The 19,783-nt window shown below is 61.1% G+C and carries 16 protein-coding genes; 5 read left to right on the top strand and 11 right to left on the bottom strand.

Going from position 1 to position 19,783, the window contains the following annotated elements; genetic code table 11:
- Window positions 1-249: 249 nt before the first annotated feature.
- The 11 genes from ntrC to ompA form a co-directional block, all read right to left on the bottom strand.
- Window positions 250-1,746: a nitrogen regulation protein NR(I) gene (gene ntrC / locus Q7U49_RS15455; RefSeq protein WP_304765715.1), complete on the bottom strand. Its 1,497-nt coding sequence runs from the start codon at window positions 1,744-1,746 to the stop codon at window positions 250-252.
- A gap of 80 nt (window positions 1,747-1,826) precedes the next feature.
- On the bottom strand, window positions 1,827-2,921 hold the full coding sequence (glnL, locus tag Q7U49_RS15450) for a nitrogen regulation protein NR(II) (RefSeq protein ID WP_304765712.1): 1,095 nt from the start codon (window positions 2,919-2,921) through the stop codon (window positions 1,827-1,829).
- An 18-nt stretch (window positions 2,922-2,939) separates the two neighbouring features.
- Window positions 2,940-3,434, bottom strand: a complete 495-nt coding sequence (locus Q7U49_RS15445; RefSeq protein ID WP_304765709.1) for a hypothetical protein — start codon at window positions 3,432-3,434, stop codon at window positions 2,940-2,942.
- A 144-nt stretch (window positions 3,435-3,578) separates the two neighbouring features.
- Window positions 3,579-4,994 (bottom strand): type I glutamate--ammonia ligase, encoded by a 1,416-nt coding sequence (glnA, locus tag Q7U49_RS15440; RefSeq protein WP_304765707.1) that lies wholly within the window; start codon window positions 4,992-4,994, stop codon window positions 3,579-3,581.
- A 234-nt stretch (window positions 4,995-5,228) separates the two neighbouring features.
- Window positions 5,229-6,032, bottom strand: coding sequence for a molybdopterin-binding protein (locus tag Q7U49_RS15435; RefSeq protein WP_304765724.1), 804 nt, complete (start codon window positions 6,030-6,032; stop codon window positions 5,229-5,231).
- A 1-nt stretch (window position 6,033) separates the two neighbouring features.
- Window positions 6,034-6,933: an EI24 domain-containing protein gene (locus Q7U49_RS15430; protein WP_304765704.1), complete on the bottom strand. Its 900-nt coding sequence runs from the start codon at window positions 6,931-6,933 to the stop codon at window positions 6,034-6,036.
- 20 nt (window positions 6,934-6,953) lie between these two features.
- Window positions 6,954-7,700 carry a 16S rRNA pseudouridine(516) synthase gene (locus Q7U49_RS15425; RefSeq protein WP_304765702.1) on the bottom strand — a complete coding sequence of 249 codons (747 nt, stop codon included), beginning with the start codon at window positions 7,698-7,700 and terminating at the stop codon, window positions 6,954-6,956.
- A 42-nt stretch (window positions 7,701-7,742) separates the two neighbouring features.
- Window positions 7,743-8,927: an acetate/propionate family kinase gene (locus Q7U49_RS15420; protein ID WP_304765699.1), complete on the bottom strand. Its 1,185-nt coding sequence runs from the start codon at window positions 8,925-8,927 to the stop codon at window positions 7,743-7,745.
- 10 nt (window positions 8,928-8,937) lie between these two features.
- Complete coding sequence (locus tag Q7U49_RS15415) at window positions 8,938-10,359, bottom strand: bifunctional enoyl-CoA hydratase/phosphate acetyltransferase (protein ID WP_304765696.1); 1,422 nt, start codon at window positions 10,357-10,359, stop codon at window positions 8,938-8,940.
- A 15-nt stretch (window positions 10,360-10,374) separates the two neighbouring features.
- On the bottom strand, window positions 10,375-10,815 hold the full coding sequence (locus Q7U49_RS15410) for a hypothetical protein (RefSeq protein ID WP_304765693.1): 441 nt from the start codon (window positions 10,813-10,815) through the stop codon (window positions 10,375-10,377).
- Between the two features lie 167 nt (window positions 10,816-10,982).
- On the bottom strand, window positions 10,983-11,708 hold the full coding sequence (gene ompA / locus Q7U49_RS15405) for an outer membrane protein OmpA (RefSeq protein WP_304765690.1): 726 nt from the start codon (window positions 11,706-11,708) through the stop codon (window positions 10,983-10,985).
- A 248-nt stretch (window positions 11,709-11,956) separates the two neighbouring features.
- On the opposite strand from ompA, the gene gyrA reads away from it, so the two are divergent.
- From gyrA to Q7U49_RS15380, 5 genes are read left to right on the top strand one after another with little or no spacing between them, the layout of a single operon-like run.
- Entirely contained in the window at window positions 11,957-14,590 is a 2,634-nt protein-coding gene (gene gyrA / locus Q7U49_RS15400) for a DNA gyrase subunit A (RefSeq protein WP_304765687.1), read from the top strand.
- Complete coding sequence (gene serC / locus Q7U49_RS15395; RefSeq protein WP_304765684.1) at window positions 14,577-15,665, top strand: 3-phosphoserine/phosphohydroxythreonine transaminase; 1,089 nt, start codon at window positions 14,577-14,579, stop codon at window positions 15,663-15,665. The genes gyrA and serC overlap by 14 nt, the downstream gene beginning before the upstream one ends.
- A 26-nt stretch (window positions 15,666-15,691) precedes the next feature.
- Entirely contained in the window at window positions 15,692-16,774 is a 1,083-nt protein-coding gene (gene pheA, locus Q7U49_RS15390; protein ID WP_304765682.1) for a prephenate dehydratase, read from the top strand.
- 2 nt (window positions 16,775-16,776) lie between these two features.
- The gene (locus tag Q7U49_RS15385) at window positions 16,777-17,664 is read left to right on the top strand and encodes a prephenate dehydrogenase/arogenate dehydrogenase family protein (protein WP_304765679.1); all 888 of its coding nucleotides are present in this window, start codon (window positions 16,777-16,779) and stop codon (window positions 17,662-17,664) included.
- Window positions 17,658-19,655, top strand: a complete 1,998-nt coding sequence (locus Q7U49_RS15380; protein WP_304765676.1) for a bifunctional 3-phosphoshikimate 1-carboxyvinyltransferase/cytidylate kinase — start codon at window positions 17,658-17,660, stop codon at window positions 19,653-19,655. Before Q7U49_RS15385 ends, Q7U49_RS15380 begins: the two co-directional genes overlap by 7 nt.
- Window positions 19,656-19,783 lie beyond the last annotated feature (128 nt).

The raw sequence follows: 19,783 nt of genomic DNA, 5'->3' as shown, positions 1-19,783 counted from the left end.
GTATCTGCAGACCAGTTGGTCATCAAAGTACGCGATCAGGGTTGGGACGTTGTCCACCACCGAACGGATGAGCTCTGGCGTTGCCACATCCAGTGAACCGAATGCGGCCGCTCGATGGGGCGGCGGTGGTGGAGTGGGCATGAACGAATTCAGTGGTGTTCACCTAAGGTACAGAGCCCATAGCATATGCAAAAAACCAAGCTGGCGCCCGTCCGTCAGCACGGCGGAAGCCACCCGCTACCCCGGGCTTTACTCCAGGTCCAACTCCTGGATTTTTCGGGTGATGGTGTTGCGGCCAATGCCCAGCTTTTGCGCCGCATCGATGCGCCGGCCGCGGGTGGCGGCCAGGGCGGCCTGAATCAGGCGCGACTCGAAACGGGCTGTCAGGGTGTCCCAGACGTCGCTGCGATCGGTGGACAGCAGCGTGCGGGCCTCGGCCTCCAGCCCTTGCTCCCAGCCCCCGTCAAAGGCCGGGTGCACTGCGGGTGCATCGGGCCCTGTGGGCGGCGCTGCCACCTCCATCGACGCCTGCACCAAAACGGCCGGTTCAGCGCTGGGCGCGGCCAGAACCGGTGACGTCAGTGGCAACTCCGTGACAGCCACTTCAGGCGGCAGGTCTTTGGGTTCGATCACCTGTGCCGGGGCCATCACGGTGAGCCAGTGGCACATGTTTTCCAGCTGGCGCACGTTACCCGGAAAGGCAAATTGCCCGATCCAGGCCAGCGCCGCCTCAGAGATGCGCTTGGGTTCGACCCCCAGCTGGCGTGCGCTTTGCTGCAGAAAATGGCGCGTGAGCATGGGAATGTCCTCACGCCGCTCACGCAGCGCTGGCAGGCGCAGGCGAATGACGTTCAGACGGTGAAACAGGTCCTCGCGAAACACACCTTCCTTGACGCGCTGCTCCAGGTTCTGGTGCGTGGCGGCAATCACGCGCACGTTGGTCTTGACGGCGCTGTGGCCACCCACCCGGTAAAAATGGCCGTCTGACAGCACGCGCAACAGCCTGGTCTGCAGGTCAAACGGCATGTCGCCAATTTCATCCAGGAACAAGGTACCGCCATCGGCCTGCTCGAAGCGACCACGGCGCATGGTTTGGGCGCCGGTGAAGGCACCGCGTTCATGACCGAAGAGCTCGGACTCCAGCAGGTCTTTGGGGATGGCGGCGGTGTTGATGGCCACAAACGGGCCATTGGCGCGCGGTGAGTGCTTGTGCAGCGCACGCGCCACCAGTTCCTTGCCCGAACCCGACTCGCCGGTGATCATGACGGTGACATTGCTTTGGCTCAGGCGGCCAATGGCCCGAAACACGTCCTGCATGGCGGGCGCCTGACCCAGCATTTCGGGCGCCTCGGTCAGGGCCTCGTCCGCGACTTCTTCGCGCTGGCTTTCTTCGACCGCGCGGCGAATCAGCTCCACCGCCTTGGACAAGTCAAACGGTTTGGGCAGGTACTCGAAGGCGCCCCCCTGAAAGGCCGACACCGCACTGTCAAGGTCCGAGTAGGCAGTCATGATGATCACCGGCAAGCCCGGGTATTTGGCCTTGACCTTGTCGAGCAGATCCAGCCCCGAGCCACCCGGCATGCGGATGTCACTGACCAGCACCTGCGGCGCCTTGTCTTCCTCAAGCGCGGCAATCACATCGCGCGCATTGGTAAAACTGCGACTCGGCAATTGCTCGCGCAGCAGCGCTTTCTCCAGTACGAAGCGAATGGACTGGTCATCGTCTACGATCCAAATGGGCTTCATTACGTTGTCTTGCCTTATAGGTTGGACCCTCGCCACAATCGCCTGCAGTCACCTTGCGGTGCGCTGCAACCCCCTTTTGATCAGGGCAGAGGAATCAGAATCTTGAAATCCGTCGCGCCTGGCACACTGTCACACTCGATCAGACCATGGTGCTGCTGGACAAAGGTTTGCGCCAATGTCAGGCCCAGCCCCGAGCCGCCCTCCCGCCCCGACACCAGCGGGTAAAAAATACGGTCTTTGATCGAGTCTGGCACGCCAGGCCCGTTGTCAATCACATGCAATTCCAATGCCAACCGGTAGCGTTGTTTGCCGAAAGTGCTTTGGCGCGCCACCCGGGTGCGAAAAATGATCTGCGCATCACCCTGGCTGATGCGATCAACCAGCGCTTGGGCCGCGTTGTGGGCGATGTTGATGAGGGCCTGGATGAGTTGCTCGCGGTCGCCCCTGAACTCGGGGATCGAGGTGTCGTAGTCGCGCACCACCTCCAGACCCCTGGGAAACTCCGCCAAAATCAGCGAACGCACCCGCTCGCAGACTTCATGGATATTGACATCGCCAACCACATGGGGCCGGCGGTGGGGTGCCAGCAAACGGTCCACCAGCGACTGCAGGCGATCCGCTTCATGGATGATGACCTGGGTGTATTCAGACAGTTCAGGCTGATCCAGTTCCAGTTCCAGCAACTGCGCGGCACCACGAATGCCACCCAACGGGTTCTTGATTTCATGGGCCAGATTGCGAATCAGTTCCTTGTTGGCCTGCGCCTGCTCGGCCAAGCGCTCTTCACGGTCCTGACGCGCCTGCTGCTCCAGCGGCAGTAGCTCAACGATGATGTCAGCGCTTTCGGTTTGCGTCACGATCACATGCACCGGCAACAGCTCACGCCCCACGCGCAGCAACTTGGCGTCGTAGCGCAGCGCGGCAAACTCGTTGCTGCCCGCGCCCTGCAGCGCCGTTTGAAGGTGGGCGGGCTCGGTAAAGGAGTCAGGCAAGTGCGAACCCACAATGGTGCGCCTGGAAATACCCAGCGCATCTTCCAGGGCGGCATTGGCAAACATGACGGTGCCGTCACTTTGCACCACGGCCACCAGCGTGGCCAATAAATCGAAGGCACCGAAACGCTGGGTCACCGTGTGACCCGGCGCCGCCCGGTATTTGGGAAAAGCCAGCTTCAAGGTCAACCCTGGTGATGGCTAACGCGCCGCCGGACTGGCAGGCAGGCGACCAAGCTCGCGACGAATTCCTGCCATGTCGCTTTCATTACGCGCCAGTTGGGCTTTGAGCTCGGCGACCCGGTCGAGGTAACGCTGATGGTTGCGCGCCTCCCCGCCAATCTTGTCTGGCTCGCCGTTGTTGTACTCCTTGAGCAACTCGGCCTGACGCGCCTCCGCTTTCTTCAGCTCAGCCTGCAAAATCAGGCGGGCATCTGAGTCACGCGACTGTTGTTCCTGCGTATTCACACGCGGGCCAGCACTGGCCGGACTGGCCTGCGCGGGTGCTGCCTTCTGGGCCGGACGCGTGCCCTGCACCACCGTCACGTTGGCGCCCTCCACCAGCTTGCAATTTTTAGCCTGCGCCTCGGTCACCGCATTGGTATAGGCGTTGCCGCAACGATAGATACGGTCCTGCGCCTGTGCATGAGAGCACAGCAGCAACAACAGCACGCCCGTCCAAGTGATTCGTGTCATAAAAGTTCAAGCCCTCTCGCATCAGCAACGGCATGGCAAGTTGCGCCACGATATGGGTTGTGAGTTTCCCACAATAAAAAAGGACGGCCTGAGCCGTCCCCTTTTTTAACCCCAGGGTTGTCCAGCACAACCCGTTGCCGCTGTTTACAGCGAGTAATACATGTCAAATTCAATCGGGTGAGTGGCCATGCGCAAGCGCGTGACTTCGCCCATCTTGAGCTCGATGTAGGCGTCCAGCAAGCCGTCGGTGAACACGCCACCCTTGGTCAGGAAGGCGCGGTCTGCATCCAGGCACTCCAGCGCCTGGTCCAGGCTGTGGCACACGGTCGGGATCAATGCGTTTTCTTCGGGTGGCAGGTGGTACAGGTCCTTGGTGGCGGCTTCGCCAGGGTGGATCTTGTTTTCCACACCGTCCAGGCCGGCCATCATCAGCGCAGAGAAGCCCAGGTAAGGGTTCATCAGCGGATCGGGGAAGCGTGCCTCGATGCGGCGACCCTTGGGGTTGGCCACATAGGGAATACGGATCGAAGCCGAGCGGTTCTTGGCAGAGTAAGCCAGCTTCACAGGGGCTTCAAAACCGGGCACCAGGCGCTTGTAGCTGTTGGTGCCAGGGTTGGTGATGGCGTTCAGGGCGCGGGCGTGCTTGATGATGCCGCCAATGTAGTACAGGGCAAAGTCGCTCAGACCGGCATAGCCGTCGCCGGCAAACAGGTTTTTGCCGTCTTTCCAGATCGACTGGTGCACGTGCATACCGGAACCGTTGTCACCCACGATGGGCTTGGGCATGAAGGTGGCTGTTTTGCCATAGGCATTGGCCACGTTTTGTACCACGTACTTCAAGACCTGGGTCCAGTCGGCGCGCTGTACCAGCGTGCTGAACTTGGTACCCAATTCGCATTGGCCAGGGGCTGCCACTTCGTGGTGGTGCACTTCAACCGGGATGCCCAGGGATTCAAGAATCAGGGACATCTCAGACCGCATGTCTTGGGTGCTGTCCACCGGAGGCACTGGGAAATAACCACCTTTGGTGGTGGGACGGTGGCCACGGTTGCCGCCTTCGATTTTTTTACCGGAATTCCAGGGTGCCTCGTAGTCGTCGATTTTGAAGAAGGTGCCGGACATGTCGGTGTTCCAGCGCACATCGTCAAACAAGAAAAATTCCGGCTCGGGACCGAAGTAGGCCGTGTCACCCATGCCGGAGGCTTTCAAGTAAGCCTCAGCGCGGTGTGCCACCGAGCGGGGGTCGCGCTCGTAGCCTTTGCCGTCAGTGGGTTCAATCACGTCGCAGCTCATGAAAAGGGTGGTCTCTTCAAAGAACGGGTCGATGTTGGCGGTATTGGGGTCGGGCATGAGTTGCATGTCCGAGGCCTCAATGCCTTTCCAACCAGCCACGGATGAGCCGTCAAACGCGTGACCAGACACAAACTTGTCTTCGTCAAAGTGGGACACAGGCACGGTCACGTGCTGCTCTTTACCACGGGTATCGGTGAAACGGAAGTCAACGAACTTGACTTCGTTGTCTTTCACCATCTTCATCACGTCTGGGACGGTCTTGGCCATGAGTTACTCCAAAAGGAACGGTTGTTAAAAGGGATTTGGGACTGGGAATGCAGGTTTTGTGCCAGACCTGTCAACTTTTGACTGGATCCGTCATGGGTCGTATTTTGCCTTGTGTTTCGGCATTTTCAAATAAAGCGACCTGCGCAGGCGGCGAATTAAGCTGCTGGGGCTTGCGCTGCGCTCGCCTCGGATGCACCAAAATAATGCATTCGAGACGAGCGCTGATTTAAAATCCTAGGAACGCACCATTTCAGGGCCCAACTTGACCTGAAATGGTGTCAGGCCGTCACGTAGCGCGGCAAACGCAGCGGCCACGGCCTCAGGCGCACCCTTGACACCCAACTCGATATGACGCCCGAACTCCGGGTGGTCCACACTGGGCAGGCTGAATACCTTGATGCCGCTGAAGTCGCGTTCGATGGTCTCCATCAGCGGCGTCAAGGTGGCCTCCATTGCACCAAAAACGATCACTGAACGCTCAAGCCAGGTGTCCTTGGCAAAGAAAGCAGCGTAATGGGTGTCCAGTACCCACTCAATCATCGGCCAAGCCATCACCGGAAAGCCGGGCACGAAATGAACCCGGCCACAAGTGAAACCGGGAATCTTGTTGTAGGGGTTGGGAATGATCTCTGCGCTCTGCGGAAAAACGCCCATGTTGAGGCGGTGCAGGTTGTCGGCTTGGCTGGGGTCAAAGGGCTTGCCTTGTTCCAGTGCAACCTCCTGCATGCGTTGCTCGATCAGGGCTTTGGCCTGCGGGTGCAGCAACAGGTCCACAGCCAGCGCGCGCGCCGCACACTGGCGCGTGTGATCATCGGGCGTAGCACCAATGCCACCGGTTGAGAACACCACATCGCCGGATGCAAAAGCACGTTGCAAGGCGGCGGTGATGCGGTCCGGGTCGTCGCCCACGTAATCGGCATAGGCCAGGCTCAGGCCGCGCGCCTTGAGCAACTCGATCACTTTGGGCAAATGTTTGTCAGCGCGTTTGCCCGACAGGATTTCGTCGCCAATCACGATCAGGCCGAAATTGGGCACCATGTCAGGGCTGCGCTGGGGGTGGTTGGGTTTGCTTGCTTGCATCGTTCAGGGTCAGAGAGTCGAGATTCAAGGCATCCGGCGGCGTGGGCGCGGCGGCGGCGCGGGCACGTTCCTCACGCAGCAAGTGCAGCGCCGCCAGGCAAAAGTGGGCAAACCACAGCGAGGCAAAAGCAAACACCATGGTGTAGAGCCAGATCGCCAGCGGCACCAGCACAACGAAGGCCGCCACCAGCAGGACACCCGAGGCCCAGATCAGGCTCGGGGCCGCGCCCAGAAAACCGCAAAACAGGCCAATGCCGAGCAGACTGATCCGGTAGCGACGAAAAATTTCTCGCCGCTCCTCGCCGCTGGCATGGTCGGCCAAAGCATCGAAAGCCATGACCCGGTAGGTCAGCCAACCCCAAATCAGCGGTGGCAAAATGAAAATCAGCGGCGGGATCAACCATAGCGGCACCGACACGACCAGTGCCACCAGCGCCAACAGTGTGGACACCAGCGACCACCACAAACTGGCCAGGAAGGAGCCCCCGCGTTTGCGCTCCATCAAGGGAAATCGGTTTTTCGCCACCAGCGAAGTCAGCGCCGGCGTCATCATGAGCGCCACCGTCATCAGCGAAACCACCACGATGAGCGGTGTCACCGCAAAAATCACGATCAGCGGCGCCAATGCCGCCTTCAGATCACCCATGCCAAAGCTTTGCATCCAGGCGGTCAGGCTGGCCATCAGGGTTGACGACTCCAGCCACAGCCGCACGGCAGCCAGCAGACCGTCCCAGTAAAAATAACCCAGACCGAGCGCCAGGCCCGTCATCAGCAGCAGCGGCAAAAACGACAGCGCGACGACCCTGGGCTTCAAACCATAGGCCAAAGCACGCCAAAAGGAATCAAACAACAAGCTCATGCTGGTGAGCATAACGCAGCTTAGCCGCCGGCAATGCTGGCCAGATCGGCCGCACTGAGCCAGCGCCACTGACCTGGCGCCAGGTCATCGGGCAAACGCAGGCCGCCCATTTGCGATCGGTGCAGCGCCTCAACCCGGTTGCTGACGGCAGCAACCATGCGTTTGACCTGGTGGTACTTGCCTTCGGTCAGGGTCAGGCGCAAATGGAACTCGGACACCGCCTCGCAGGCTGCCGCACGCACCGGTTTTGGGTCATCGTCAAGCACCACGCCAGCGAGCAACTGGTCGACCTGGCGCGCATCGAGCGGGTGCTTGACCGTGACCTCATAGACCTTGGGCACATGATGCCGCGGTGAGCTCATGCGATGAATGAACTTGCCGTCGTCGGTGAGCAACAACAAACCGGTGGTGTCCTGATCGAGCCGGCCGACCGCCTGCACGCCCTGCACCGCGCCCTTTTGCGGCCGCAGCCGCAGCGGCGAAGGCAGCAAGGTGTAGATACTGGGGTAAGTGGACGGCTTTTGTGAGCACTCGGTGGCCGTCGGCTTGTTCAGCAGGATGTAGGCCTTCTCGGCATACGGCCAGTCCACTCCCTGCACCTGAAAGCGCAGGCCTTCGGCGGCAAATTCAGCGGCGGCCTGAAGGCACTTGACGGGGGCCTCTGACGGACCCGATTCATAGACTTGAACCAGACCCTGCTGAATCAAACCGGCACACACACGCCGGGTGCCAAAGCCCTGGGAATAAAGAATATCTTGGAGTTGCATGCACCGAGTATCGCAAAGCCCGGCGCGGGCGGGCAAGCCGGCTCAGGCCGCGATCAGTTGCGCGGCTTCGCGCGCTGCCACCACACCTTCGTCGGTGGGTACCACCCACACCTCAACAGCACTGGCTTGCCCGTGGATGGCCATGATCTGGTCGCCGGTGGCTTGCAGGTTCAGCACCGGATCGATCACCACCCCAAGCCAGGCCAGCTGCTGGCCAAGGTCATGGCGCAAGGCGACATCATGCTCGCCAATGCCACCACTGAAGGCCAGCACATCCAGCCCCTGCAAACAGGCCACCAAGGCACCACCTTCACGCAGTACCCGGTGGGTGAACATGTTCACGGCCAACTTGGCGCTGGCTGAACTGTCAGCGCGCAGGCGGCGCATGTCGGCCGAAATGCCCGACACCCCCAGCAGACCGCTTTGCTTGTAAAGCAAGGCTTGGAGTCGGTCATGATCCCAGCCCTGTGCCAGCAAATAAAGCAGCACACCAGGGTCAAGGGCGCCGGTGCGCGTGCCCATCATCAAACCGTCCAGCGCAGAAAAACCCATGGTGGTGGCGCAGCTCTTGCCCTCGCGCGCGGCGCACAGGCTGGCGCCGTTGCCCAGGTGGGCCATCAGCACCCGGCCTTTGGCGCGGCGGCTGTGCGCCAGCAGCGCACCCATCACATACTGGTACGACAGGCCGTGAAAGCCGTAACGGCGCAGACCCTGCTGGGTCAGCGCCTCGGGCAAGGCAAAGCGGTAATCCAGCTCGGGCAGGGTGGCATGAAAGGCGGTGTCAAAACACGCCACCTGAGGCACGTCAGGAAACGCCTTGGCAAAGGCCCTGACGCCGGCCAGGTTGTGCGGCTGGTGCAGTGGCGCCAGGGCATTCAGTTGGGTCAGGTCGGCCAGCACCACGTCAGTGACCAGCACACTGGCACGGTATTGCGCACCACCGTGCACGACCCGGTGCGCCACCGCCTGCATGGCAGGGGTGTCGGGCAGACTCACAAGCAGTTCGCGCAAACTCGACAGGGCCTGGGCAAAGACCTGATCGGTCCCCAGATTCAATTGGCGGCTGTGACTCTGACCTTGAAAGGTCCAGCGCATCTCAGGCGAACCGCCCGGCTCAAGCCCCTCGATATTGCCTGACAGTATCTGAGGCGTCACCTGGTGTTGCGCCAGCGGGTAGAGCGAAAACTTCAGGCTCGACGAGCCCGCATTGACCGACAAAATAGACATGTTCAAACCCTTACCAAACAGGACGGGGGTGATCGCGGCGCGCGTTGTGCGCAACCAGCAGGGCGAGCAACGCCGATGCCACCCGGTTCGAGGGGCCATCGGCCCGGCTGGTCAGCGCAATCGGCACGCGGGCGCCCAGCACAATGCCGGAACCACTGGCACCGGCCAGGTATTCCAGCTGTTTGGCCAGCATGTTGCCGCTCTCGAGGTCCGGCACGGCCAGAATGTCGGCGTGGCCAGCCACCGCTGATTCAATGTTCTTGATTTGGGCCGCCTGCAATGAAATGGCATTGTCAAACGCCAGCGGACCGTCCAGCACACCGCCGGTGATCTGGCCGCGCTCAGCCATCTTGCACAGGGCGGCTGCATCCAGCGTGGACGGGATATTGGAGTTCACCATTTCCACCGCCGACAAAATGGCCACCTTGGGCTCAGTCACGCCCAGCACACGCGCAAAGTCAATGGCGTTCTGGATGATGTCGACTTTCTCTTTCAGGGTGGGGTGGATGTTGAGCGCCGCATCGGTGATCAGCAGCGGCTTGTGGTACAGCGGCACATCAAAACGAAACACGTGCGACATGCGCCGACCCGTGCGCAGGGCCGGCTGGGCCAGCACCGCGGAAATCAGTTCGTCGGTGTGCAGGCTGCCCTTCATGAGCATCTCGACGTCCCAGACGGCCGCCATTTGGGCGGCCTTTTCGGCCGCTGCATGGCTGTGCGGCACCGGCAGGATTTCAACGCCCGTCAAGTCAATACCGGCCTCGGACGCCACATGGCGAATGCGCACCTCGGGACCAATCAGCACCGGCACGATCAGTCCATAACGCGCGGCGTCCATGGCGCCACTGAGCGAGCCCGCGTCACAGGGGTGCACCACGGCACAGCGCACCGCTTCCAGCTGGTGCCCCAACGCCAGCAAGTCATTGAAGCGTGCCAGCGGGTCAAACAACTGGATACGCGGCGCCGCCACACGCGGCAGACGCACCTTGTTGGTCGGCGCCAGCACCTTGGCGACTCCACTCAACACCAATTCACCGCGCTGGTTGAAAACACGGCAGTCCAGTTCCACGCTGTTGTTGACAGGGTTCAATGAGGTCACAGTCACCGTCACCGTGAGCGTGTCACCAACACGAACAGGTTTGACAAAGTGCAGCGCCTGGTCCTGGTAGATGGTGCCCGGACCCGGGAACTGGGTGCCCAGCAAGGCGGATATCAGCGCCCCGCTCCACATGCCGTGGGCGATCACACCATGGAACAGGCTGTCACTGGCATAGACCGAGTCCAGGTGCGCCGGATTCGTGTCACCCGACACGGCGGCAAAAGCCTGGATGTCTTCCAGGGTCAGGGTGCGCAAAAGACGCGCGCTCTGCCCCAGGGTGATCTCGGAAAACGTGTAGTTTTCAATCAGTTCAGTATCCGAAGGCAGGTTCATATCAATCCAAACAATTTATGCAACGTTAAAAAAACCATCCAATCGCAAACCATCGGCTCCCGGCTTGAACCCGTGCCGAAGCAGATGTTCTTCAGCCTGGGCCATCGCCTCCGAGGTGACCACCCAACCGTTTTCATTGAGGCTGCTGGTCTCCATGTGGTAGCGCAAGACCAGCAAGCCACGCAATTCCTCGCGCTCGTGGGCGTGACGACGGTCAGAACTGATGTGGACTCGCGCCAGGTCAACGCTGGTTTTGCGACGCTCCACTGCGACCGCTGGTATCCGGTCAGTTGCCATTAATGCAGCCACAGCCTGTGGGTCATCCAGCGGCACATGCATGGCTGAAGCCAGACGCGCGATGCGCACGTTGAGCATCTCCATCGAAGCACTCAAGCGCTGAATCAAGGCCTGGTTATCCTGCATGGTCAAAATTCGTACCCCAATCAAGAATTTCATCAAAGCACATTTTAGGGTAAACCCTAGTATCCGCCATTCATCAAACACAGCTTTGTTTTTTCTTCGCATTGTCCGGATCCCAGGGGGAAGGCACATCCCATCGCCCATAAAAAAACCCGCCGAAGCGGGTTTTTTTCCTGCGCGCAAAGCGCTAGAGGGCGAACCAATTACTTGGCGCGTGTACCCACAACTTCGACTTCCACGCGGCGGTTCTTGGAACGGCCTTCAGAGGTCTTGTTGTCCGCCACAGGCTGGGCTTCGCCCTTGCCTTCGGTGTAGATACGGTTCTTTTCGATGCCCTTGGACACCAAATAGGCCTTGACGGCTTCAGAACGGCGCACCGACAGTTTCTGGTTGTAACCATCGGTACCCACGGCGTCGGTGTGACCGACGGCAATCACCACTTCAAGGTTGATGTCCTTGGTCTTGGCGACCAGATCGTCGAGCTTGGCTTTGCCTTCAGGCTTGAGCACGGACTTGTCAAAGTCAAAGAAAGCGTCAGCGGCGTAGGTGACCTTGGCAGGTGCCACGGGCGCGGGTGCGGGGGCAGGAGCCGGTGCCGGTGCCGGTGCCGGTGCAACATAAGGAGCAGGCGCAGGAGCCGGAGCAGCAACTACAGGCAGAGGTTTCAGAATGGAGCCGTCGCAACCCGGATAGGCGGTGGCGGGCGTCCAGAAGCTATTGCGCCAGCAGAGTTCGTTGGTCCCGTTCATGACAGGTTTGCCATCGGTTGAACGCCACTGATTTTCACCGGAGGCATACTTGAAGTCGTCAGCTGTCGGGCTGGCGATGGGTTTAGCCGGAAACGGTTGCGCGTTTTGAGCGCTCGAAGCCATGGGTAAGGCGATAGCTGCTGCTGCGAACAGCACTGCCAGATTATTCATTTTCATCATGGTTCTCCTAAAGGGAAAATTGCGCAGCAGCGCAGATTTACATAAAACACTACGCTTGAGGTGCCAATCACCCAAAACGTTAAGGTCATTGTGCCACAACAAACTCGGTCGTTGGTGCGCCAGCACACACAGCGCTTGGCAAAAATAGGACAGCTTAATTTTTCGCAAAGTCCGTTGCGCGAGTGCCACACTTTCGCAGCTTAAAATGTTCAGCTAACTTATAACTTGTATACCCACAAGCCTCTTTCATGACCCAGTTCGCCAAAGAAACCCTGCCCACCAGTCTTGCCGACGAGATGCGCCGCAGCTACCTGGATTACGCCATGAGCGTGATCGTCGGGCGCGCCCTGCCCGATGCGCGTGACGGACTCAAGCCGGTGCACCGGCGTGTGCTGTTTGCCATGCACGAGCTCAACAACGACTGGAACAAGGCCTACAAAAAATCGGCCCGTATCGTTGGTGATGTGATTGGTAAGTACCACCCCCACGGCGACCAGTCGGTGTACGACACCATCGTTCGCATGGCGCAGGATTTTTCCATGCGCCACATGCTGGTGGACGGCCAGGGCAACTTCGGCTCGGTGGACGGCGACAACGCGGCCGCCATGCGTTACACCGAAATCCGTCTGGCCAAAATTGCCCATGAACTGCTGGCTGACCTGGACAAGGAAACGGTGGACTTCGGCCCCAACTACGACGGCTCCGAAAAGGAGCCCTTGGTGCTGCCTGCGCGCCTGCCCAACCTGCTGATCAATGGCTCGGGTGGCATTGCCGTGGGCATGGCCACCAACATCCCGCCGCACAACCTCAATGAAGTCGTGGATGCCTGCCTGCACTTGCTGCGCAATCCGGAGGCGTCCATCGACGAATTGATGGAAATCATTCCGGCGCCCGACTTCCCGACCGCCGGCATCATTTACGGTATCAACGGCGTCAAGGACGGCTATCGCACCGGGCGTGGCCGCGTGGTGATGCGCGCCAAGTGCCACTTTGAGGATATCGACAAGGGTCAGCGCCAATCGATCATCGTCGACGAATTGCCCTACCAGGTCAACAAGAAGACGTTGCAAGAACGCATGGCCGAGCTGGTGCACGAAAAGAAGATCGAAGGCATCAGCCACATTCAGGACGAGTCTGACAAGTCCGGCATGCGCCTGGTGATCGAACTCAAGCGCGGCGAGGTGCCCGAGGTGGTGCTGAACAACCTGTACAAACAAACCCAGCTGCAGGACACCTTCGGCATGAACATGGTGGCCCTGATCAACGGCCAACCCAAGCTGTGCAACCTGAAAGACTTGGTCGAAGTCTTCTTGCAGCACCGCCGCGAGGTGGTGACACGGCGCACGGTGTTCAACCTGCGCAAGGCGCGCGAACGCGGCCATGTGCTGGAAGGCCTGGCTGTGGCGCTGGCCAACATTGACGAGTTCATCCGCATCATCCGCGAATCGCCGACACCTCCGGTGGCCAAGGCCGAGTTGATGAATCGCCCTTGGGACAGCACGCTGGTGCGCGAAATGCTGACCCGCACGCGTGCCGACGGCGGCGTGGTCAATGCCGACGATTACCGCCCCGACGGACTCGAAAAACAATACGGCATGGGCAAGGACGGCCTGTACCGCCTGTCCGACACCCAGGCCCAGGAAATTTTGCAGATGCGTTTGCAACGCCTGACCGGCCTGGAGCAAGACAAGATCGTTGCCGAGTACAAAGAGGTGATGGCCGAGATCGACGACTTGCTGGACATCCTGGCGCGACCCGAACGCGTCTCAGTCATCATCGGTGACGAGCTCACCGCCATCAAAACCGAGTTTGGCATGACCAAGCTGGGCGCGCGCCGCTCGCTGGTGGAGCACAGTTCGTTCGACCTGTCGACCGAAGACCTGATCACCCCGACCGACATGGTGGTCACGCTGAGCCACAGCGGCTACATCAAGAGCCAGCCCTTGAGCGAATATCGGGCGCAAAAGCGCGGCGGTCGTGGCAAACAGGCCACCGCCACCAAGGACGACGATTGGGTCGACCAGCTGTTCATTGCCAACACCCACGACTACATCCTGTGCTTTTCCAACCGCGGCCGCATGTACTGGCTCAAGGTATGGGAAGTGCCGCAAGGCTCGCGTGGTTCGCGCGGCAGGCCCATCGTCAACATGTTCCCGCTGCAAGAGGGTGAAAAAATCACCGTGGTGCTGCCCCTTACCGGCGAAAAGCGCAGCTTTCCCGCCGACCAGTTTGTCTTCATGGCCACCAGCATGGGCACGGTCAAGAAGACGGCGTTGGTGGAGTTTTCCAATCCGCGCAAGGCCGGCATCATTGCCGTGGATCTGGACGAAGGCGACTACCTGATTGGCGCCGCCCTGACCGACGGCCAGCATGACGTGATGCTGTTCTCTGACGGCGGCAAGGCCGTGCGTTTTGATGAGAACGACGTGCGCCCGATGGGACGCCAGGCGCGCGGCGTGCGTGGCATGATGCTCGAAGAGGGACAAAGCGTGATCGCCATGCTGGTCGCCGAAGACGAAACGCAGAGCGTGCTCACCGCCACCCAGCACGGCTATGGCAAGCGCACCAGCATTGCCGAGTACACCCGCCATGGCCGTGGTACCAAGGGCATGATCGCCATCCAGCAGAGCGAGCGCAACGGCAAGGTGGTGGCTGCCACGCTGGTGCACGCTGACGACGAAATCATGCTGATCACCGACAAGGGGGTGCTGGTGCGCACCCGCGTCTCGGAAATCCGCGAACTCGGCCGTGCCACCCAGGGTGTCACCTTGATCGGTCTGGACGACGGTTCCCAACTGAGCGGACTGCAACGCATTGTTGAAAACGATGCCATTCCCGCCGCCGAAGACAGCACAGACGATGACAGCGATGCGAGCCTTTAACTTTTCCGCCGGCCCCGCCGTCATGCCCGACGCGGTGCTGGCCGAGGCCGCCGCCGAAATGCTGGATTGGCACGGCAGCGGCATGGGTGTGATGGAAATGAGCCACCGGGGCAAGGAATTCGGTGCCATTCACGAGCAAGCCCTGGCTGATCTGCGTGAGTTGCTGGCAGTTCCAAAAAACTTCAAGGTGCTTTTCATGCAGGGCGGTGGCCTGGCCGAAAACGCCATCGTGCCGCTGAACCTGTCACAGGGTCAAACGGCTGACTTTGTCGTCACCGGCAGCTGGAGCCAGAAGTCTTTGGGGGAAGCACGCAAATACTGCAACGCGACTGAGGCCGCCAACACCCAGGGCAACGGCCACACCACGCTGGTGGATCCTGCCCAATGGCAGCTCAGTGACAAGCCAGCCTATGTGCACATCTGCAGCAACGAGACCATCAATGGCGTCGAGTACCACACCCTGCCCGACCTGAAGGCGCTGGGCTGCGATGCGCCACTGGTGATTGATTTTTCCTCGCATGTGGCGTCACGCCCGGTGGATTGGTCACGCGTCGGGCTGGCGTTTGGCGGCGCCCAGAAAAATCTGGGTCCAGCCGGCTTGACGTTGGTGGTGGTTCGCGACGACCTGCTCGACCGCGCCCTGCCGGTGTGTCCCAGTGCCTTCAACTACCGCACCGTGGCCGACAACGACTCGATGTTCAACACCCCGCCGACCTATTCGATCTACATCGCCGGGCTGGTGTTCAAGTGGCTTAAAGCCCAGGGTGGCATCGCGGCGGTGGAGGCCCGCAACATCGCCAAGGCCGACCTGCTGTACCACGCCATCGACAACTCCGGGCTGTACCTCAACCGGGTGGCCAAAGACTGCCGATCGCGCATGAACGTGCCGTTTTACCTGCGCAATGAGAGCCTGAACGACGCCTTTCTGAGCGGTGCCCGCGAACGCGGCCTGCTGCAACTCAAGGGCCACAAATCGGTGGGCGGCATGCGTGCCAGCATTTACAACGCCATGCCTCTGGAGGGCGTGCAAGCGCTGGTGAGGTACATGCGTGACTTCGAAACTCAACACGGCTGAAGCCTCTCTTTTACCCAAACCAGCCCATGGCAAAAACCCTTCCTGAATTGCGTATCCAGATTGATGCCCTGGATCTGGAACTGCTCACCCTGCTAAACCAGCGTGCCAGCCTGGCCCATGAAGTGGGCGAAATCAAGCGGCTGGACGGCTCGGCCGTGTTCCGCCCCGACCGCGAAGCGCAGGTCATTGCCAATTTGCAGGCCCACAACGGCGGCCCGCTCAAAGACCAGAGCCTGAGCCTGATCTGGCGTGAAATCATGTCGGCCTGCCGTGCACTGGAAGCGCCGCAACGGGTGGCCTACCTGGGCCCGGCGGGCACCTTCAGCGAGCAGGCCGCGATCCAGTTCTTTGGCGGCAGCATGTCACGCGTGCTGTGCGTCAGCATTGACGAAGTGTTTCGCGCCACGGCGGCTGGCAGCGCCGAATTTGGCGTGGTGCCGATCGAGAACTCCTCTGAAGGCGTAATCTCGCGCTCACTCGACTTGCTGCTCAACTCGCCCTTGCACATCATTGGTGAAACCAGCTTTCTGGTGCGGCACAACCTGCTGCGCCTGGAGCCCTCGCTGCACGATATCGAGGCTGTTTACGCCCACCCACAAGCCCTGGCGCAGTGCCAGGACTGGCTCACCACCCACCTGCCCCATGCCGAGCGACGCGCTGCCGCCAGCAACGCCGAGGGTGCCCGCCTGGCCGCCACCAACCCGGCCTGGGCCGCCATTGCCAGCGAGCGAGCCGGCAGTGAATTTGGCCTGCATATCGCCTCCTACGCGATCCAGGACGACGCCTTCAATCGCACCCGCTTTGCCATCATTTGCCTGCCTCAAACGCTGGCAGCGCCGCAAGCCACGGGCAATGACTGCGTCAGCCTGATCGTGTCGGTCACGAACCGGCCGGGGGCGGTGCATGACCTGTTGGTGCCGCTGAAGAAACACGGCGTTTCCATGACCCGTTTCGAGTCACGGCCAGCGCGCTCGGGCCAGTGGGAATACTACTTTTACATCGACCTGCAAGGCCACCCCAGCCAGCCCCATGTGGCGGCCGCGCTGGAGGAATTGCGCGGCCTGTGCGCGTTTTACAAAGTGCTTGGCACCTACCCGGTCAGCGAATAAGCATGTTTGATCAACTCGGATTGATCGGCTGCGGCCTGATGGGCGGCTCCTTTGCGCTGGCGCTCAAGCGCGCCGGCTTGGTGCAACGCGTGGTGGGTTACAGCCCCTCGGCCGGCACCTTGGAAAAGGCCCTGCAACTTGGCGTCATTGACGCGGCGGCCAGTTCGCCTGAGCAGGCCGCCAGCGGTGCCGACATCGTGCTGGTGGCGGTGCCGGTGTCCGCAACCGAGGCCACCCTGCAATTGATTGCGCCCGCCGTCACACCGCAGATGCTGATCATGGACGTAGGTTCAACAAAAGCCGACGTGATTGCCGCTGCCCAGCGCACGCTGGGCTACGGGATCGGCTCGTTTGTGCCAGCCCACCCGATTGCCGGCAAGGAAATGGCCGGGGTGGAGCACGCCGACGCCAAGCTGTACCAGGGCTGCCAGGTGATTTTGACACCCATGGCCGACACCCTGGACAAGCAGCGCCAGCAGGCGCTGGCGGTCTGGCGGGCGCTGGGTTGCAAGGTGGTGCAGATGTCACCCGAAGCCCATGACGCGGCCTTTGCAGCGGTCAGCCACTTGCCCCATCTGCTGGCGTTTGCCCTGATGAATGCCGTGACGGGCCAGCCCCAGGGGCAGGAATTCTTGTCCCTTGCCGGCCCCGGGTTTCGTGATTTCACACGTATTGCGGCCAGCGACCCGAAGGTCTGGCGCGACATCCTGCTGTCCAACCGACAGGAACTGCTGGCCCAAAGCCAGCACTTTCGTGCGCAATTGCAGGCGTTCGAAGCCCTGATGTCGCAGGGGGACGGTGCGGCGCTGGAAACGCTGATTGCGCAGGCCAGCTCGGCTCGCAGCCAATGGCATCTCAAACAACATCACCACCCCAAACCTGCATGCTGAACACCTTCTTCGTCGACCTGCCACCCATGCTGTCCGCTGGCGGCACCATCACCTTGCCGGGTTCCAAAAGCATCTCCAACCGGGTGCTGCTGCTGGCCGCCCTGACCCCGGGTCGTACCACCTTGCACGATGTGCTTGACTCCGATGACACCCGCGTCATGCTGGCGGCCTTGCGCGCCCTGGGCTGTGACATCGAACAAACCGGCAACACCGTGGTCATTGACGGCCTCGGGGGTCAAGCAAAAAACAGGCAAGCCCAGCTGTTCATGGGCAATGCCGGTACCGCCATCCGGCCGCTCACTGCCGCGCTGGCCCTGATGGGAGGCAGCTTCGAGTTGAGCGGTGTGCCGCGCATGCACGAGCGCCCGATCGGCGACCTGGTGGACGCGCTGCGCCAACTGGGCTGCCAGATCGACTACCTGGGTCAGGACGGCTACCCGCCCTTGCACATTGGCCAGCCAAGTCTCAAGCTCGGCGCGCCGATTCAGGTGCGCGGCGATGTGTCCAGCCAGTTCCTGACCGCCCTGCTGATGGCGCTGCCCCTGGTGGCCCGGCAGGACATCGTGATCGACGTCGTGGGTGAACTGATCTCCAGGCCCTACATCGAGATCACGCTGAACCTGCTGGCGCGCTTCGGCATTGTGGTCAGGCGCGACGGCTGGCAGCGCTTCACGATTCCAGCGGGCAGCCAGTACCAGTCGCCAGGCACCTTTTTTGTCGAGGCCGATGCGTCTTCGGCGAGTTATTTCATCGCCCTGGGTGCCATTGCGCCGGCCACCACGGGCCGCAGCGGCATCCGCATCGACGGGCTTGGAGCCGATTCGATTCAGGGCGACATCCGCTTCATCGAGGCCGCCCAGATGATGGGCGCCCGTGTGGTCAGTGGCCCGAACTGGCTGGAAGTCTCGCGCGGCGCCTGGCCGCTCACCGCCATCGACCTCGACTGCAACCACATTCCCGATGCCGCCATGACGCTGGCCGTGATGGCCTTGTATGCCCAAGGCACCACCACGTTAAGAAACATTGCCAGTTGGCGCGTCAAGGAAACCGACCGCATTGCCGCCATGGCCGTTGAGTTGCGCAAGCTCGGCGCTACCGTGATCGAAGGAGCCGACTACATCCGGGTGACCCCGCCGGCCAGCCCCGCGCAATGGAGAGCCGCCAGCATCCACACCTATGATGACCACCGCGTGGCCATGTGTTTTGCGCTGGCCGCCTTCAACCCCGCGGGTCTGCCGGTCCGCATTGAAGACCCCAAGTGTGTCGCCAAGACCTTTCCCGACTTTTTCGAGGCGCTGTTCTCTCTGGTGCAGGCTGACCCGGCCAAGATTCCTGTCATTTGCGTCGATGGCCCCACGGCGTCGGGCAAAGGCACGCTGGCGGCGCAGTTGGCCAAGCAGTTGGGATACCACCTGCTGGACTCGGGCGCGCTCTACCGTATCACCGCGCTGGCGGCGACGCGCGCACAGTTGCCGCTCGACGCCAGTGGCGAAGACGCTATCGCCAAGCTGGCGCAAGGCTTGCATCTTGCATTCACCGGCGACCAGGTGCTGCTGGCAGGTGAAGACGTTTCCGAGACCATTCGTACCGAAGAAGCCGGCACGAATGCGTCCAAAGTATCCGCCTTGCCCAAGGTGCGCGCCGCGCTGGTGGACTTGCAGCACGGTTTTCACCGCCTACCCGGCTTGGTGGCCGATGGCCGTGACATGGGCACCGTGATCTTTCCCGCCGCCCCACTCAAGGTATTTTTAACCGCAAGCGCCGAACAGCGCGCGCAAAGGCGGTTTAAACAGTTGATTTCAAAAGAGAAATCAACTACACTCGACACTCTTCGCGCCGACTTGGAAGCACGTGATGCCCGGGATTCATCCCGCAGCGTCGCGCCTCTCAAGCCGGCCGCAGATGCCAGGTTGCTTGACAACTCCCATTTATCGGTTGAAGAATCGGTTAAATTGGTGTTGGATTGGTGGCAAGGCAAACAGCCCTTTTGATCCTGTCTCAAGGGCAACAACCGCAACGGCCCTGGCCAATGCACCGGCCCTCATCCGCCCCCTCGCGCTGCACTGGCGCACTGCGGATGAGGCTCAAAAAAACTTAACCCCGCGCTTAAACCCGCGAA

It is taken from the genome of Rhodoferax sp. (assembly GCF_030653815.1).
Lineage (GTDB): Bacteria > Pseudomonadota > Gammaproteobacteria > Burkholderiales > Burkholderiaceae_C > Rhodoferax.
The sequence above is the reverse complement of the archived record's forward strand: the minus strand, read 5'-3'. Positions and strand labels throughout refer to the sequence as shown.